This window comes from Massilia sp. YIM B02443 (assembly GCF_030411955.1).
GTDB lineage: Bacteria > Pseudomonadota > Gammaproteobacteria > Burkholderiales > Burkholderiaceae_D > Telluria.
In genome coordinates this window covers 294,172-311,168 of the sequence record NZ_JASNRA010000001.1, presented here as the reverse complement: position 1 = coordinate 311,168, position 16,997 = coordinate 294,172, and the positions used below count along the sequence as shown (strand labels likewise).

16 protein-coding genes and 2 tRNA genes are annotated in these 16,997 nt (G+C 65.9%); 8 read left to right on the top strand and 10 right to left on the bottom strand.

Annotated elements, in window-relative coordinates:
- Positions 1 to 9 precede the first annotated feature (9 nt).
- The 6 genes from QPK27_RS01290 to QPK27_RS01265 all read left to right on the top strand — a co-directional run bounded on the left by QPK27_RS01290 (position 10) and on the right by QPK27_RS01265 (position 4,807).
- Positions 10 to 1,803, top strand: coding sequence for a GspE/PulE family protein (locus QPK27_RS01290; protein ID WP_290416384.1), 1,794 nt, complete (start codon positions 10 to 12; stop codon positions 1,801 to 1,803).
- A 60-nt stretch (positions 1,804 to 1,863) separates the two neighbouring features.
- Positions 1,864 to 1,939, top strand: a tRNA-Lys gene (locus QPK27_RS01285).
- Between the two features lie 163 nt (positions 1,940 to 2,102).
- The gene (locus tag QPK27_RS01280) at positions 2,103 to 2,699 is read left to right on the top strand and encodes a hypothetical protein (protein ID WP_290416383.1); all 597 of its coding nucleotides are present in this window, start codon (positions 2,103 to 2,105) and stop codon (positions 2,697 to 2,699) included.
- A gap of 51 nt (positions 2,700 to 2,750) precedes the next feature.
- Positions 2,751 to 2,826 (top strand) — tRNA-Lys (locus tag QPK27_RS01275).
- A gap of 68 nt (positions 2,827 to 2,894) precedes the next feature.
- Positions 2,895 to 3,509: a YigZ family protein gene (locus QPK27_RS01270; RefSeq protein ID WP_290416382.1), complete on the top strand. Its 615-nt coding sequence runs from the start codon at positions 2,895 to 2,897 to the stop codon at positions 3,507 to 3,509.
- Between the two features lie 131 nt (positions 3,510 to 3,640).
- Positions 3,641 to 4,807 carry an MFS transporter gene (locus tag QPK27_RS01265; RefSeq protein ID WP_290416381.1) on the top strand — a complete coding sequence of 389 codons (1,167 nt, stop codon included), beginning with the start codon at positions 3,641 to 3,643 and terminating at the stop codon, positions 4,805 to 4,807.
- 78 nt (positions 4,808 to 4,885) lie between these two features.
- Here QPK27_RS01265 and QPK27_RS01260 read toward each other — a convergent pair whose 3' ends face one another.
- From QPK27_RS01260 to QPK27_RS01220, 9 genes are all read right to left on the bottom strand, one after another.
- Positions 4,886 to 5,809 carry a choice-of-anchor A family protein gene (locus QPK27_RS01260; protein WP_290416380.1) on the bottom strand — a complete coding sequence of 308 codons (924 nt, stop codon included), beginning with the start codon at positions 5,807 to 5,809 and terminating at the stop codon, positions 4,886 to 4,888.
- A 93-nt stretch (positions 5,810 to 5,902) separates the two neighbouring features.
- Positions 5,903 to 6,742, bottom strand: a complete 840-nt coding sequence (locus QPK27_RS01255; protein ID WP_290416379.1) for an HDOD domain-containing protein — start codon at positions 6,740 to 6,742, stop codon at positions 5,903 to 5,905.
- 158 nt (positions 6,743 to 6,900) lie between these two features.
- The gene (locus QPK27_RS01250; RefSeq protein WP_290416378.1) at positions 6,901 to 7,662 is read right to left on the bottom strand and encodes a BON domain-containing protein; all 762 of its coding nucleotides are present in this window, start codon (positions 7,660 to 7,662) and stop codon (positions 6,901 to 6,903) included.
- Positions 7,663 to 7,877: 215 nt separating this feature from the next.
- On the bottom strand, positions 7,878 to 8,288 hold the full coding sequence (locus tag QPK27_RS01245; protein WP_290416377.1) for a cell envelope biogenesis protein TolA: 411 nt from the start codon (positions 8,286 to 8,288) through the stop codon (positions 7,878 to 7,880).
- 135 nt (positions 8,289 to 8,423) lie between these two features.
- The gene (locus tag QPK27_RS01240) at positions 8,424 to 9,149 is read right to left on the bottom strand and encodes a hypothetical protein (RefSeq protein ID WP_290416376.1); all 726 of its coding nucleotides are present in this window, start codon (positions 9,147 to 9,149) and stop codon (positions 8,424 to 8,426) included.
- 134 nt (positions 9,150 to 9,283) lie between these two features.
- Entirely contained in the window at positions 9,284 to 10,909 is a 1,626-nt protein-coding gene (locus QPK27_RS01235) for a methyl-accepting chemotaxis protein (RefSeq protein WP_290416375.1), read from the bottom strand.
- A 141-nt stretch (positions 10,910 to 11,050) separates the two neighbouring features.
- Positions 11,051 to 12,505, bottom strand: a complete 1,455-nt coding sequence (locus QPK27_RS01230) for an efflux transporter outer membrane subunit (protein WP_290416374.1) — start codon at positions 12,503 to 12,505, stop codon at positions 11,051 to 11,053.
- A gap of 26 nt (positions 12,506 to 12,531) precedes the next feature.
- Positions 12,532 to 14,145, bottom strand: a complete 1,614-nt coding sequence (locus QPK27_RS01225; RefSeq protein ID WP_290416373.1) for a DHA2 family efflux MFS transporter permease subunit — start codon at positions 14,143 to 14,145, stop codon at positions 12,532 to 12,534.
- Positions 14,146 to 14,154: 9 nt separating this feature from the next.
- Positions 14,155 to 15,303 carry an HlyD family secretion protein gene (locus QPK27_RS01220; protein ID WP_290416372.1) on the bottom strand — a complete coding sequence of 383 codons (1,149 nt, stop codon included), beginning with the start codon at positions 15,301 to 15,303 and terminating at the stop codon, positions 14,155 to 14,157.
- A gap of 126 nt (positions 15,304 to 15,429) precedes the next feature.
- On the opposite strand from QPK27_RS01220, the gene QPK27_RS01215 reads away from it, so the two are divergent.
- Together QPK27_RS01215 and QPK27_RS01210 are read left to right on the top strand one after the other, a co-directional pair.
- Positions 15,430 to 16,077, top strand: a complete 648-nt coding sequence (locus QPK27_RS01215; RefSeq protein WP_290416371.1) for a TetR/AcrR family transcriptional regulator — start codon at positions 15,430 to 15,432, stop codon at positions 16,075 to 16,077.
- Positions 16,078 to 16,198: 121 nt separating this feature from the next.
- On the top strand, positions 16,199 to 16,384 hold the full coding sequence (locus QPK27_RS01210; protein WP_290416370.1) for a hypothetical protein: 186 nt from the start codon (positions 16,199 to 16,201) through the stop codon (positions 16,382 to 16,384).
- Between the two features lie 78 nt (positions 16,385 to 16,462).
- Here QPK27_RS01210 and QPK27_RS01205 read toward each other — a convergent pair whose 3' ends face one another.
- A complete protein-coding gene (locus QPK27_RS01205; protein WP_290416369.1) occupies positions 16,463 to 16,777 on the bottom strand; it encodes a hypothetical protein in 315 nt (104 codons plus the stop codon).
- Positions 16,778 to 16,997 lie beyond the last annotated feature (220 nt).

Below are 16,997 nucleotides of genomic sequence, written 5' to 3'. Positions count from 1 at the left end.
AAGGCCACCGTGAACGCTCCGCACAAGCCAGCCAGTCTCCGCAAACTCGACCTGCAATCGATTTTCTCGTGGCTGTTGGCCGACGGGATCGTCACCAAGGACAGCGTCAAGGCGCACTTTGCCCAGGCCCAGGGCATCCTCAAGAATGCGCCCGGCGTCATGCATCCGCTCACCGCGGTGGCGCAATGCAAGCTGGTATCGAACCTGGCGCCGCACCGGCTGCTGACGCTGGACGTGCTGACCGAATGGTGCGCCGCCAAGGTCGGCCTGCCCTTCATGCGCATCGACCCGCTCAAGATCGACTTCACCCGGGTGGCCGACGTGATGTCGGCAGGCTACGCTGCGCGTTTCAACATCCTGCCGATCGAGATGAACGCCACCACGCTGGTGGTGGCCACCGCCGATCCGGCCCTGACCGAATGGGAAGCCGAGATCGCCAAGGTCTCGCGCCGCCGCATCGAACTGGTGCTGGCCAACCCGCTCGACATCGCCCAGTACATCTCGCAATTCTTCGCGCTCGCCAAGTCGATCCGCGACGCCAACCGCAACAGCGGCCAGGACGTGGCGATGCGCAACAACTTCGAGCAGCTGGTCGAACTGGGCAAGTCGAACAAACAGTTCGACGCCAACGACCAGCACATCGTCAACATCGTCGACTGGCTGTGGAGCTATGCGTTCGAGCAGCGCGCCTCCGACATACACCTGGAACCCAAGCGCGAATTCGCGGTCATTCGCTTGCGTATCGACGGCGTGCTGCACCAGGTGTACCAGGTGCCGGCGGTGGTGATGATCGCGATGACGGCGCGCATCAAGCTGTTGGGACGGATGGACGTGATCGAAAAGCGCCGCCCGCAGGATGGCCGCATCAAGACCCGCACCGGCGGCGGGCAGGAAGTCGAGCTGCGCTTGTCGACCATGCCGACCGCGTTCGGCGAAAAGCTGGTGATGCGTATCTTCGATCCCGAAGTCGTGGTCAAGACCTTGCCTGAGCTCGGCTTTCCGCCGGATGATGCGCAGCGCTGGGATGGGCTGACCGCCCGGCCGCACGGCATCATCCTGGTTACGGGGCCGACCGGCTCGGGCAAGACCACGACTCTCTACACCACGCTCAAGGCGCTGGCCACCAGCGAAGTCAACGTGTGCACGGTGGAAGACCCGATCGAGATGGTCGAAGCGTCCTTCAACCAGATGCAGGTGCAGCCGGGGATCGAGCTGTCGTTCGCCGACGGCGTGCGCTCGCTGATGCGGCAGGATCCCGACATCATCATGGTAGGCGAGATCCGCGACCTGGAAACGGCCGAGATGGCGATCCAGGCGGCGCTGACCGGGCATCTGGTGTTCTCGACGCTGCACACCAACGACGCGCCGTCGGCCGTGGTGCGCCTGATCGAACTGGGCGTGCCGGATTACCTGCTCGAAGCCACGCTGATCGGCGTGATGGCGCAGCGGCTGGTACGGACGCTCTGCCCTGCGTGCAAGGCGCCGGGCGGCGAATTGAGCGACGAAGTGTGGCAGAGCATCGGCGGGGCGTGGAAGATCGACAAGCCGTCGGTGGTATATCGGCCGGTGGGGTGCCCCGAGTGCCGGCAGACCGGATATCGCGGACGGACCGGGATTTATGAACTGCTGACGGTAAGCGAAGGCTTCGGGCGGCTGCTGCGCGCGTCCGGCGATATCCAGGCGCTGCGGCGCCAGAGCGTGGCGGACGGCATGAAGCCGCTGCGCATCGCCGGTGCGATGAAGGTGGTCGAGGGCGTGACCACGGCAGACGAGGTGCTGAAGGTGACGTCGGCGCTGTCGTGAGGATGTGCGCAAGTTCCTCTGGCGCAAATCAAAATCGCCGGCTATAATGCTGCCTCTTTCGGGTCGTTAGCTCAGCTGGTAGAGCAGCGGACTTTTAATCCGTTGGTCGCAGGTTCGAATCCCGCACGGCCTACCACGAATTTGTTGCAGCATTGAAGGCGTTACGAGCAATCGTGACGCCTTTTTTGTTTTCGGCATGCCACTGCCCGAGTGACTGCTTGCCTGATTGGTGCACGCGCGAACACAAGCCCTTGCGCATTCAATGCTAGAGTCTTGTAACTCTATAAACATCGTGCACCATGAAAGCCATCACAAAACTGTTTGAACTCGGTTACGTCTTCATCGTCATCCTGTTTTTTGCCTGCGGCGTCGGTCTGATCGTCCTCGCAGGCATCGAAATATGGTCTGCCCTGCTTCCATCCGCCGACACCGCGGCGCGCGATCGCTTCGACCTCATCCTCGAATGCATCGGCATGCTGACCATTGCCGTCGCCTCACTGGGCCTCGGCCAGACCGTGCTGGAAGAAGAAATCCAGCGCGAAGCCAACATCAGCTCGCCAACGCGCGTGCGCCGCTTCCTGTCGCGCTTCCTGATCGTCATCGTGGTGTCGCTGTCGGTCGAATGCCTGATCGGCGTCTTCCAGTACGTCCATGGCAGCCCTGAATACCTGCCGCACGCCGCGTCGATCGGCGTCGCCGCCGCCGCCCTGCTGGCAACCTGGGGGCTGTTCGTGCGCCTCAACGTCAGCGCCGAGGAACTCGAGCCGCACGCGATGCACGATGTGCAGGCCGAGGACAAGGTCATCGAAGGCGAGGACGTCGGCGAAGAAGGCGAACAGCACGCCGAGGAACAGGGCGAGGAGTACCGCGCCGACATAGACGAAAAGAAAAAGTAATCCGAAGCACTTGGATAATCGTCGAAGTCCCGCTATAATCTTGTCTTCTTCGGGTCGTTAGCTCAGCTGGTAGAGCAGCGGACTTTTAATCCGTTGGTCGCAGGTTCGAATCCCGCACGGCCTACCAAAGATTCAACAACAACGCCAACCTTCGGGTTGGCGTTGTTGTTTTCATTTCTGCTTTTCCAGCATCTCATGCCCCAGACGATCGCCAGCGCCGTCCACCACGAACTGATCATCAAGAAAAGCCGCTTCATCGCCTGCGTGCAGCCGATGCCGGACCGCGCCGGGGCGCAAAAGATCGTGGCCGCGCTGCGCGCCGAGCATCCGGGCGCCGCCCACGTGTGCTGGGCGCTGCTGGCCGGCGGCCAGTCGGCGGCGGTCGACGATGGCGAGCCGAGCGGCACCGCGGGCCGCCCGATGCTCGACGTGCTGCGCCACCAGGACCTGGAAGGGGTGCTGGCCACCGTGGTGCGCTACTTCGGCGGCGTCAAGCTCGGCGCCGGCGGCTTGGTGCGTGCCTATACCGATAGCGTGGCGCAAGCCCTGCTCGGCGCCGACAAAGTGGCGATCGTCAAATTGCAACAATTGCGCTGCACCGCGCCGTATGCGATGGAAGGCATGCTGCGGCGCGAGCTCGAGGCCAGCGGCGCCACCCTCGACGCAGTCAAGCACGGCGACGACGTGCTGTTCACCTTCAGCCTGCCGGTGCAGGGGGTGGCAGCCTTGCGTGCGCGCCTCGACGACGCCGGACACGGCCGCATCGGCTGGCCCAAAGCGGATCCGGACGGCGGCGCAGACGCCCTGTAACGACGTCCATACCACCCTCCTATACCCGTCATCACCAGACGAAAGCGGACGCCAGCGGCGCCAGCCGGTATAGTGCCCGGTCCTGGCCGCTTCTCATGTCGGCCGGCCCTTTCCTCTCTACATAAATTCAAGTGATCAAGAAAAGCCTCGCACCCCTCGCCCTTGGCGGCTTCGGCATCGGCATGACCGAATTCGTCATGATGGGCATCCTGCCCGACATCGCCGGCGGCCTGCACATCACCATTCCGCAAGCCGGCTACCTGATCACCGCCTACGCCCTCGGCGTGGTGGTCGGCGCGCCGACCCTGGTCAGCCTGGTGGCCGGCCGCCCGCCGCGCAGCGTGCTGGTCTGGTTCATGCTGATGTTTGCGGTATTTAATGCGATGTCGGCGTTCGCACCGAACTTCGAAATCATGATGGCCTCACGCTTCCTGGCCGGCCTGCCGCACGGCGCCTTCTTCGGCGTCGGCGCCATCGTCGCCACCCGCCTGGCCGATCCGGGCAAGGTGGCGGCCGCGGTGGCCTCGATGTTCACCGGGCTGACGCTGGCCAACGTGGTCGGGGTGCCGCTCGGCACCTGGATCGGCCATACCATCGACTGGCGCCTGGTGTTCCTGATCGTCGCCGCCATCGGGCTATTGACGATGGTGAGCCTGCACAAGTGGGTGCCGTTCATCGAGCCGCGCCAGCGCACCGGCATCCTGCAAGACCTGCGCATCTTCCGCAAGGCCGACCTGTGGCTGGCGCTGGGCATCGTCTCGATCGGCACCGGCGGCTTCTTCGCCTGGTTCAGCTACATCGCGCCGCTGCTCACCGACGTCACCGGCTTCGCATCGACCACCATTCCACTGATCATGACCGTGGTCGGGGTCGGCATGACGGTCGGCGTGCAACTGGGCGGGCGCCTGGCCGACCGCTTCCACCCGCTGCCCGCGGTGCTGATCCTGCTGGTGTCGATGACAGTGCTGCTGCTGTGTAATGGCCTGTTCGCGCAGTCGCAGGCGGCGATGATCGTGCTGGCGTTCGCCACCGGCGCGAATGCGCTGGCGCTCGGTCCGCCGATCCAGATGATGCTGATGGAGCAGTCGCGCGAAGCCGAGATGCTCGGCTCCTCGCTGGGCCAGTCGGGCTTTAATATCGGCAATGCGATGGGCGCCTTCCTGGGTGGCATCCCGCTGACGCTGGGCTATTCCTTCGTCGCGCCGCAATGGGTCGCGGCGGCAGTGGCGGGCGTCGGCGTGCTGCTGGCGCTGGCGATGCTGGCACGGCACCGGGGGCAGGCGCGCGCCCTGGCCTGAGCCGGGGCTCAGTCAGCCGAGCATCGGCCGAACATCAGCCGAGCATCCGCCAAAGGTCAGCCGAAAGTCAGTAGAAAATCAGGCGCGCCGGCGGCGCAGGCCGGCCACGGCGCAGGCGCCGGCCGCCAGCAGCGCCAGCGTGCCCGGTTCCGGCACCTGGGCCGGATCGTCCGGCTCGAGGCCAAAGCCGGGAATATCGACCGGCTTGAAATAGTGGTTGGAATTGACCTGGATTGTCGAGTTCCATGAATCGACGATCACGTTGCCGTTGATGACGCCCCAGTCGGCCTTCACGGTGGCGTTCGGCGCCAGCACAGTGCCGATCACGCCGCGCACGTTGACCTCGGTCGCCTCGAAGAAGTTGAACAGCACGTTGTAGCCCGACAGCGGTTCGAAGCTGATGCCGCCATCGTTGAAGGTGCCGAGGCTGCCGCTGACGTTGAAGATCAGGGTCTGGCCGGCCGTCAGGCCGTGCAGCATCCAGTGGCTGGAGTTGCGAAACATATCGGCCGAGACATTAAAGATATCCAGGCTGCCATTCCCGCTGCCTGTCACCTTGGCGCCGCTCCACAGCGATTCCACGCTACCGGTCGCGCTCAGCGCCGACAGGCCGTTGGCGAGCTCCCTGAACTGCTGGCTGGTGGCGGCGAAGTCGAGCGGCTGGGTCGCGCCGGTCTCGACCCGCGCTGCCTGCTGCAGCGAGGTGGCGCCGCCGGCATAGGTCTTGCCGTTATTGATCGCCCCGCTCGTCAGCTTGAGGTCGCCCCCGGCCACCACGGCGTAGTCGCCGTAGGCTTTCTTGTTGTTGAGATTGACGGCGTAGTTCTGGATCGTGACGTTGCCGCCGGCAACGATCGAACCTTCCACGTCACTCGAGTGCGCCTTGAAGTCGCCCGCCGTGTAGACGTTGGCGCCGCCCATCATGGAACCAAGATCGATCACACCTGCCTGGGCGCCAGTCGTTGCAAGGAGTGCCGCCAGCACGATACCGGGCTTGATCATTTCTATTCCATATAGAAATTGATAATGCTCAAGGGTAACACCAATCCGGCCGGTGTCCGTTTGGTACGTGGCGACTTTTCTGGGTATTTTCCTCTAGACCAGCACCGCGTCGCCCATCGCGCGCGCGGTTTCGGCCGCTTCGTCCAGCATCTCGCTCAGGGTCTGCTCATCGAACACGAAGTCGACTGCGCTTTCGCCATGCGGCGGCGGCGGGGCGCGCTTGCCGTCGAGCGGCGACGGCACCGGCGCATACTGGTTCGCCAGCAGCAGCGTGTCGAGCAGGGTCGAGGGCGGCATATTCAGCCAGCCGCCGCGCATGTCGCCGATGGCCTCGGCCACCAGCGGCGGGATCGACAGTTTCTTCATGACTTCGACGCTGACCACGTCCTCGCACAATGCGCCCCAGTTCTCGGGATCGTCGTCCAGCAGGCCCGGGAATTCGTCGGCGCGCGCCAGCAAATAAAAGGCGCCGACCTCGTGCACGATGCCGGCAAACAGCGCGGTGTCGGGATCGATGCCGGTGATGCGGCGCGCCAGCGAATGGGCGATCGCCGCCACGTGGGTGGTGTGTTCCCACAACTGTTCCGCCTTGCTCCTGAGGCCGGGGTCGACGATGCGGTTGCCGAACTGGCGCACCACCAGGCTGGCCACCAGCGCCTGCAGGCGGCGGTAGCCGATGCGGCCGACGGCGCTGCGCACATTGGTCACCGGGGCGCCGCCGCTGCCGCCGAAGGCTGCGGTATTCGCCACGGCGACCGTGCGCGCGGCCAATTGCGGTTCGGCCAGCACGAGGCGGATCGCCTCGTCGATGTGGCAATCGGGATCGTCGAGCGCGAGCTGCAGGCGCAGCACGGCGTTGACGCTGGTGGGAAACGTAATTTCACCGCGCACGGCCTGCGCCGCGATGTATCCGAAGGCTTCGAGTTTGTTCACGCGCGTAATTATAGCGCCGGGGCGGTGCCATCGACGGCGGCAGCCGGCCGTCGATGGCCGTGAGAGACGCGGATTGTGGCGGCGCATCCACATTGCGTGACGGGCATGCGCCGGTCTGCCGACATGCTCCAGGCATGCCGGCCGCCGTTGCGTCAGGCTTACTTGACCTTGATCGCGCTCTTCACGCTCGTCACGCCTTCGACGCTCTTGGCCACCTGCACCGCGCGGTCGGCCTCGGTTTTGGATTCGACGAAGCCGCTCAGCATCACCACGCCTTGCTCGGTGTCGACCGCGATCTCCATGCCGCTCAGGTCGGGCTCGGCGACCAGGCCGGCCTTGACCTTGGTGGTGATCGCGCTGTCCGAGGCGGCGCGCGCGGTGCGCTCGCCGGCGCGGTCGGCCGCGTCGCCGGTCTTGCGCACGGCGTTCGACGCCATCTCCTTGGTGCGGTCGACCGCGGCCGCCGTCTTTTCCTTCACCGTGGCCACGGCTTCGCGGGTGCGCTCGCCGGCGCCGGCCATGCCGGTCTTCTCGGCCACGCTGGCGGCCATGTCGCGCGTTTTGTCGGCGGCGCTGCGCGCCGCTTCACGCGTGCCCTCGGCGGCGTTGGCGGCGGCATTGCGGGTGTTCTCGGCGATCGCGGCGCCGGTCGCCGAGGCGGCGGCGCCGGCGCTGGTGACGTTGCCCTTGTGGTCGACCAGGCAGGACGTGCGCGCGTTGCCGGTCATCTGTTCGCATTTGGCCACCGCTTCGGCCTTGACCGGGTCGCTGGTGTCGATGCGCGAGATCAGGCCGCCGCTGCCGGTGGCAGCCTTGTCCTGGGATTGCGCCTGGGTCTGGGGCTGGGTCTGGGTTTGCGCCTGGGCAGGCACGATGGCGAGGCCGGCGGACGCGATCAGGGTGGCGATCAGGGTTTTCATGATGGTTCCCTTGCATGCGGTTGTTGTGATGGATGCATTAAATCCCTGCCCCCAGTCAGCTTCCGTGCGACACCGAACACTGTCCGCCGAACGCGCCCTGCTCCTACAGCCCGGTCCGCCGAATGGCGTGGCCGAACGGCGTAACCAAAAACGACAAAGGCTGCCGCCGGCAGCCCTGGATGGATCGGAGCTCGCGCACGAACTCGATCGGGGAATTACGAACGCTTCGCCTTGTTGGCGTCGCGTGCGGCGTCGCGGGCCGACTTGGCCTGCATTTCGCAGCGGTCTTCGGCATCGCCTTTCAGCTCGTCGCATTTTTCGTCCGCCAGTTCGTACTCGGCGTCGATCACTTTGTCGCGCGCTTTCTGCACGTTGTTGCCGGTGTTGTCGAACTTGACGGTCGCTTCATGCTCGGCCTTGGCGCGCGCCAGCTTGGCTTCTTCTTCGCACAGGTCTTCGGCGTGGCCGCTCATGGCGTCGCACTTGTCCTTGGCAACCTTGTAGTCGGCCTTGGCCTTGTCCATCGCGGTCTTGTGCTGGTCCTTGTTGGTCTGGGCAGCAGCAGGGGCGATGCCGACGGCGGCGAGGGCGGCGGTGGCGACGAGCGTGGCGATGAACGATTTCATGGTGGTTCCCTTTCGTGGTTGATGTAATGGTGTCATTACACGACCACCGGAAAATTGCCTCTGTACGACAGCGCACGCTTGCTAAAAAATCAATTGCCTCGAACGCGACAATAGATTTCGCATATTCATAGAAGGTTATTGCACCAAGCCCTTTTGCCACAGTGCTTGTGCCGCCTCGAATGGCGTCACGCCGGGATCAAACTGGGCGCCGTCCTCGGCCAGGCGCACCCAGACCCGCGTGTCATGCCCGCTGTTGGGCGTTACCACCGCCTCGCGCACCGCGCTCAGCCAGTCGTGCACGCGCTCGTAGTCGGCGGGATGGCTGCGCTGGATCCAGGCCAGCGCGGCCAGATCGGCAAAGCCTTCCTCGCGCCGGGTTTCGCGCATCGCCTTCGAAGCCGCCAGCAGGCCCGGGTCGCGCGCGCTTTCGCGGTTGACTTCGACGAAGCCGGCCGGCAGCGCATGCCACTCGCCCTGGGCGTAGCGCCAGCAGTGGGCCAGCTCGTGCGCGGCCATGGCTTCGATCAGGCGCGGCTGATCAACTGCCGGCACGCCGGCCAGCACCTGCTCGGCGTCGGGATTGCCGCGCATTGACAGCACCAGCTTGCAGCGTCCCCTGGCGAAGCCCATCGCCAACGGCACTGCGCCGGGATTGGCTTGCGGCTGCACCACGATGTCGACCGGCAGCGCGATCTGCTTCGAATAATTCAGCACCGGGGCGGCGGCGTGCAGCCAGCGTGTTTCTTGTGGCGTGAGTTGCGAGGTAGCTTGCGACGTGCGCTGCGGCGTGAGTTCGACGGCCTGCAGCGGAAGCGCGGCAGCGGCGACGAGGGCCGCTGCCAGTGGGAGGGACTTGAGCATGGGACGTCTCCGGGTAGAACGAAATTCCTATCGGAAATTCTATCTCCGGTAACGGCACCTTTTAGAGAATATATTTGCGTGTAATCAAATGATCAAAGCTGGCGGAAGGACACTGCCAGCCTTTCTTCAAGGCGTCAGGCCAGCGCCAGCGCCGGACGCGCACCCGTCCCGGGCAAGGCCGTGCGGCCGCCCTGCTCCAGGCGGAACACGCTGACCAAAGTCGCCAGGCGCTCGGCCTCCTCTTCTAGCGCCGAGGCGGCCGAGCCGGCCTGCTGCACCATGGCCGCGTTCTGGCGCGTGGCTTCGTCCATCTGGCCGATGGCGCCGTTGACCTGCTCGATGCCGGCGCGCTGCTCGGCGCTGGCGTGGGTGATCTCGGCCATGATGTCGGTGACGCGGCGCACGCTGGTGACGATCTCGTCCATGGTGGCGCCGGCCTGGTCGACCAGGCGCGCGCCGGCGTCGACCCGCTCGACCGAGCTGCCGATCAGTTCACGCACTTCCTTGGCCGCGGCGCCGGAGCGCTGAGCCAGGTTGCGCACTTCGCTGGCGACCACCGCGAAGCCACGGCCCTGCTCGCCGGCGCGCGCCGCTTCCACTGCCGCATTGAGCGCCAGGATATTGGTCTGGAACGCGATGCCGTCGATCACGCCGATGATGTCCACCACCTTCTTCGACGACTCGTTGATCGCCGCCATGGTCTGCACCACCTGCGCCACCACCTCGCCGCCGCGCAGCGCCACGCTGGAGGCCGACTCGGCCAGCACGTTGGCCTGGCGCGCATTGTCGGCGTTCTGGCGCACGGTGCCGGTCAGCTGCTCGACCGAGGCGGCGGTGGCTTCCAGCGTGCCGGCCTGGCGCACGGTGCGTTCGGACAGGTCGCGGTTGCCGGCCGCGATCTCGGTCGAGACATCGGCGATCGATTCGGTGCCGCTGCGCACTTGCGCCACGATCGAGACCAGGCTGTCGCGCATGCCGCGCATCGCGTACAGCAGGCTGGAGCGGTCGTCGGGCCGGGTGTCGATCTTCACGCCCAGGTCGCCGGCGGCGATCGCGGCCACGATCGAGGCGGCGTAATCCGGCTGGCCGCCGAGCTGGCGCAGCAGGCCGCGGCTCAGGTACCAGGCCGCCAGCGAACCGGCGCCGATCGCCAGCGCGCACAGCATCTCCATCCAGCCCAGGAAGCCATTGGCCACCGTGCGCGCCTCGAGCGCGGCGTCCTTGTTCAACTGCTCTTCCAGGTCGATCAGGCGATTGATGCTGGCCAGCCAGTCGACGAAGGCCGGCGCGGCCTGCTGCGACAGCAGCGCCGCCGCGTCGCCGCCCTGCCCTGCGCGGTGCAGTGCGACCACCTTGTCGATCAGCGGCTTGGTGCGGGTTTCCTGCGCCTTGATGGCGGACAGCGCCTGCTTTTCTTCCGGCAGGATGTCGGTGCGGGTTGCGAACAGATCGTCGAGCGGCGCCGCCGAGCGGGCGTAGTTGTCGTCCAGGGTGGCGATCAGCGCGGTCGGCGTCGCCGCCGCGGCCGGGTCGGCCGCCAGTACCACGTCGCGCAGAGCGATCGCGCGGTCGTGCACGCTGCCACGGAAATTGATGGCGTAGCGCTGCTTGACGTTATTCACGTCGTTCATCTGGGCCAGGATGTGTTCGATGTGGCCGACGCGATTGGCGGCCAGGAACGTCAACCCGATCATGAGCAAGAACACGGCGCCATAGCCGATCGCCAGCCTGGCGCCGATGGATAACTGCTTGGTTTGCATGGGAATAGTCAGCGATATTCGTTATTGTTAAGGAAATTTGTATTTCCGATTAGCAACAACAACTATAGCAACTATGCCGTTATCTTTCTGTCGGACAACTGCTCGTCATAGATGCAGGATATTGCCGACACTGAAGCGTGGTCAGCGCACCGTTGCCAGCGCCGGCCCCTGCTCCCAGCCGCCGCCAAGCGCCCGCGCCACCGCCACCGCCGCCAGCAGGCGCTGGGTGCGGATCTGCGCCGCCGCCCGGTCCGCGCTCAGGGTGCTGCGCTGGGCGTCGGTCACGTCGAGATAGGTCGACACGCCGCGCTCGTAGCGCGCCTGCGCCACCAGCAGCGCGCGCGCCGCCGCCTGTTGCGACTGCGCCTGCACCTCGCCCTGCTTCGCACGCTGCTCCAGGTCCGACAAGGCGTCTTCCACTTCGCGCAGCGCGGTCAGCAGGCGCGCTTCATGGTTGGCGCGCGCCTCGTCGTAGCGCGCCTGCGCCAGCGCCAGGTTGGAACGGTTGCGGCCGCCGTCGAACACCGGCAGCGACAGCGACAACGGCCCGGCCGAGAACTGGCGCGCGCCGCCGCTGGCCAGGTCGTTCAGGCTTTTCGAGGCGTAGCCGAAATTGCCGGTCAGCGTGAGCGCCGGATAGAACGCGCCTTCGGCCACGCCGATCTGGGCGTTGGCCGCCTTGAGCTGGGCCACGCTGGCCGCCAGATCGGGCCGCTGGCCCACCAGGCTGGCCGGCAGGCCGACCGGGATCGCGGGCGGCAGCGGCAGCTGGGCGTTGGCGGCGCTCGCCGTTTCTCCCAAGAGCGGCGCGCTCGGCGAAGCGCCGACCAGTGTCGCCAGCGCGTGCTCGACCAGGTTGCGCTGGCGCTGCACCTCGTGCAGGTCGGCTTCGGCGTTGGCGCGTTCGATGCGCGCGCGCGAGACGTCCAGTTCATTGGACAGGCCGGCATTGAAGCGCGCCTCCACCAGCTGCTGCGATTCGCCGCGCGTGGCCAGGGCGTCCTTCAGGATCGCCATCTCGACGTCCAGCCCGCGCAGCTGCCAGTACGACGACGCCACCTGGTTCGACAGCATCAAGAGCACGCCGTCGCGGTCGTACTGCGCCGCCAGCGCCTGGGCGTCGCTGGCTTCGACGACGCGGCGCACGCGCCCCCACAGGTCGAGTTCATACGACAGCGAGGCGGCCACGCTGTAGTTGTTGCCTTCGATCGAACGCCCGCCCAGGGCCAGGCCCTGCGCCGTTTCGGCGGAGGTGCGCGAATTCGACACGCCGGCGCCGACCGAGACGCTCGGCAGCTGGCCGGCGCGTACCACGCCCAGTTGCGCCTGCGCCTGCAGCAGGCGCTGGGCGGCGGCGCTCACGTTCGGGTTGTCGCGCAAGGCGCGCGTCTCGAGGCTGTCGAGGGTGGCGTCGCCGAACACGGTCCACCAGGCGGCCGGCAAACGCGCGCTGTCGCCGATGGTTTCCGGCGCGTGGCGGAACGCCGTGTCGCCTGGCGCGGCCGGCGCCTTGAAGTCCGGGCCGAGCGTGGTGCAGCTCGAGACCAGGGTGGCGACGGCGACCGCGATGATGGTCGATGCGAGAGGCTTGAACATAGTGGTTCTCTTTTCCAAATTCGATATCAATGACCGCCACCGCCGGCGCCGCCGGGCGACTTGACCTTGTCGGCCATCCAGATCGCGGCGATGCAGCCGATCAGGATCATGCCGATGATCCAGAAGCCGTCGTTGTAGGCCATCACGTAGGACTCGCGCCGCACCAGGCGGTCGACCACGGCCAGCGCCTGGTTGGCCGCGCTGGCAGGATCGATGCCGCTGGCGATGAAGTTCTGGGTCAGGCCGTCGAGCCGTTCCTGGGTCGCCGGCGCATAGTTGGACACCGCCTCGCCCAGGCGCGCCGAATGAAAGTGCTCGCGGTTGGTGAGCGAGGTCGCCAGCAGCGCGATGCCGATCGAGCCGCCCAGGTTGCGCGTCATGTTGAACAGGCTCGAGGCCGACGGCATCTGGCTCGGTTTCAAGCCCGACATCGCGAAGTTCGACAGGGTCAGCATCACGAACGGCTGGCCGATGGCGCGGATCACCTGGGTCCACAGCAGCTGGTCGTAGCCGGTGGTGGCGTCCATGTAGGCGTTCATCACGCACGAGATGCCGAACATGAACAGGCCGAAGCTGCACAGGATGCGATTGTCGACTTTCGACGACAGCGCCGCCGCGAACGGCATCACGATCAGCTGCGGCAATCCCATCCAGGCGATCACTTCGCCGATCTGCATCGGCGAGTAGCCGGCGATCTGGCCCAGGTACAGCGGCAGCAGGTACGACGAGCCGTACAGCCCCATGCCGATCACCGCCGACAGCGCGGTCGCCACCAAAAAGTTACGCTGGCCGTACAGGCGCAGGTCGACGAACGGATCGGGGCGCGAAAAACTCAGCACGATCCAGCCCAGCAGGCCGGTGAGCGACAGCGCGGCGAAGGTGACGATGAAGCTCGACTCGAACCAGTCCTTCGAGTTGCCCTCTTCCAGGAAGATGGTCAGGCAGGCCAGGCCCATCGCCATCATGGCGATGCCGAGCCAGTCGGCCTTGAGCAGCGTTTTCAGATTCGCCTTCTCGGGGTCCAGGCCCCACCACATGCCGGCGATCAGCAGCACGCCCGGCACCCAGTTGATGTAGAAGATCGACGGCCAGCCATACAGCTCGGACAGGTAGCCGCCCAGGGTCGGGCCCATGGCCGGCGCCAGCGTCGCGGTTAAACCGAAAATGGCCAGACCCGTGGCGCGTTTCGAGGCCGGCAGGCGCGTGATCACCAGCGTCATCGCCATCGGAATCAGGGCGCCGCCGGTAAAGCCCTGCATCATGCGGAACACGATCATGCTCTCCAGGCTCCAGGCTGCGCCGCACAGGGTCGAGAACAGCAGGAACAGCGCGGTAGTGCCGATCATGTAGTTGCGCACTCCGAAGGCGCGCGTGAACAGCGCGGTCAGCGGAATGACGACGATCTCGGCGCACAGGTAGGCGGTGGAGATCCAGGAGCCTTCTTCCTGCGTGGCCGACAGCGTGCCGAGGATGTCGCGCAGCGAGGAGTTGGTGATCTGGATGTCGAGCACCGCCATGAAGGCGCCCAGCATGCCGGCGGCCACCGCGATCCAGGTGCGCGCGTCGACCTTGGCGCCATTGGCGGGCGCGCCGGTCACCGCGCGCAGATCGGCATCGGCGGGTTTGCTCAAGCTGGTCATGATCGGCTCTTAGCGGGCGGCCGCGGTCTGGGTCGACGTGGCCTTGCCTTCGACCTTCTGTCTCAGTTCGATCTCGGCCACCACCGACATGCCCGGCACCAGGCGGCCGGCGTACTTCTTCACGTCCTGCGGGTCGAGCGTGATCTTGACCGGCACGCGCTGCACGATCTTGGTGAAATTGCCGGTCGCGTTATCGGCCGGCAGCAGCGCGAACTGGTTGCCCGAAGCCGGCGCGAAGCTGTCCACGCGGCCGACCAGGTGATGGTCCGGCAGCGCATCGACTTCCAGGCTCACGGCCTGGCCCGGCTGCAGGCCGGCGAGCTGGGTTTCCTTGAAGTTGGCGACCACCCAGACGTTGTCCTCGACCACCGCCAGCAGGGCCTGGCCCGGCTGCACGCGCGCGCCGACTTCGACGCTGCGGCGGCCGACGCGGCCATCGGTCGGCGCCACGATGCGGTTGTAGCCAAGCTGCTGCTGCGCGTCTTTCAACTGCGCCTGCAGCACCTTGATCTGCGCCTTGAGCACGTCGCGGCCCGCTTCGGCGGCGCCGATCTGGGCTTGCGCGGCGGCGGCGTTGTCGCGCCGCGCGGCGACGTCGGCCACGGCGCCGGCGCGCGCGGCGCTCGACGCATCCACCTCGGCCTTCGAGACTGCCTTCATGGTGTCGTTGTACAGCTGGCCGAAGCGCTCGGCGTCCTGGCGCGCGCGCACCAATTGGGCCTCGGCCTGCTTGACCTGGGCGCCGGCGGCGGCGGCTTGCGCGCGCACCTGCGCCAGCTGCGCGTCGGCCTGGCCGACCTGCTGCTGCACGCTCAGGATCTGCGCTTCGATCTGCTCGATGCGCACGCGGTGGTCGGCCGGATCCAGCTCGGCGATCACGTCGCCCGCCTTCACCATCTGGTTGTCGTCCACCAGCACCTTGGTGACCACGCCGGCCACACGCGACGAGACCTGGTGCACGCGTCCGGTGACGTAGGCATTTTCGGTCTCGACGTAGTGATGGCTGCGGTACCACATGCGGCCACCCGCGCCGATCGCGACCAGGGCGATGATCCCGACGATGGCCAGCACGCGCTTGTTGGGCGGGGTCTTGCCCGGTGCTGCGGCCGGTTGGGAAGCGGCGGGCGTCTGACCTGCCGGGCTGTTCATCTCTGCCATGGATTGCTCCGGTGTGAAAATTGAAGATTAAATGAAACGAATTCATCGCATTATTTGCCAAGCCAAGGGCAAAGTCAAGAAATGAAACGGTTGCATTTCATTTTAAATTGCACTACAGTCCCCGCCATGAGCACACCCTCCCCTTGCACCAAGTCTGCCGGGCGTCCCAAGGCGTCCGAAGTCGAAGCCCGCACCCAGGAACTGATCGAAGCGGCCGGCATGCTGTTCCTGAAGAACGGCTACACCAAGGTCAGCCTGGAAGCGATCGCGCGCCAGGCGCGCGTGGCGGTGCGCACGATTTATGTGAAATTCGGCGGCAAGGCCGGACTGCTGCGGGCGGTGCTGGCCTCGCGCCGCGAACGCCTGTTCGACGAGCGCGCGATGGAAACCGACAGTCGTCCCCTGCGCGTCGTGATCGACGAGTTCGCCGCCGGCTTCCACGCCTTGCTGTGTTCGCACGAAGCGATGGCGATGCAGCGTGTGGTGATCGCCGAGGCGGCCACCAATCCCGAGCTGGCCGAGGCCTTTTACGAGGGTGGACCGCGCCTGACGCGTGAGACGCTGGCGCGCTATTTCGCGCGTTCCGACATCCGCGCCCAGCTGCGCGACGAGGTGCCGCTGGCGCTATTGCCGACGCACCTGATCGGCTGTATCAGCGGCGACCCGATCGGACGCTTTTTGTTCCCCGATGCCGAGCCTTGTAACGAAGAAGCACAGCGCCAGCTCAAGGCGCGGCTCGAGCTCTTCTATCATGGCGTGCTCAAGCATCCGTAGCCGGCAGGGTCGGTGCGCCAACGCACGGACTGTCATCCCTCGTCTGTGCCAACCTGTATTCCTTCACACAAGGGTGTCGTGAATATCAATAAAACAGCGGTGTACCGCGAGGAGAAATGAAATGAGCAAATCGTCCCGATATGAATGGCGTGATCAGCAAGCATCGCTGCAGGAGCGCATGAAGGGGTTCATCGAGAACCCGAGTAACGAACAGCTCGAAGCAGTCGTCACCGAAATGCGTGCCTACGCTGCAGCCGCCAAGTCTGGCGCCATCGATATTCCGGAGCGCTTCGTCAGCTTCGGCTGATCGCCCTCCATAACAGCAAGCTGCCGTCCGGTGTGAACCGGGCGGCATTTTTTTTGCCTGCGGCCTTTACCTTGCCTTCTATGTCGTCGACATCGGCACGGGCCGCGCCTGCTCTTCCACTTCATGCACGCGCATCAGGAAGTGCTGCTTGCGCGGGGCGCGGTGGCGTTCGTGGGTTTCGCGCGTGAGCACCTCGACCCGGCGCGGACGCAAGGCGAGTTGGCGCGGATCGAGCCAGTCGGGCGTGTGGTCGATGAGTTGTTCGGCCAGGTGCTGGGCGATGGTGCCGGTTACGGTCGCGGGCACGCCGTGGATGATGGTGCTGAGTTCGAACGCGCGGGACTGGGGCAATACGTAGAGCGTGCCGACGTATTCGTGGGTGTGGTCGTCCATCGAAACCTCCGCTGCGGCGGGGTGCCGCTGGTGGCTTTATGATAGACCATCGGTGGGAGGTCGCAAGTGGGATACGCGCCGCGTTTTCGCGTGCTGCGTTTCCTCTTGCCCGCGCCCCAAAAACGTCATCCCCGCGAAGGCGGGGATCCAAGTTTGCCCGCACAGCCACTTCGGTATTCGCTGGTGGCTGTGCATCGGACTTGGATCCCCGCCTGCGCGG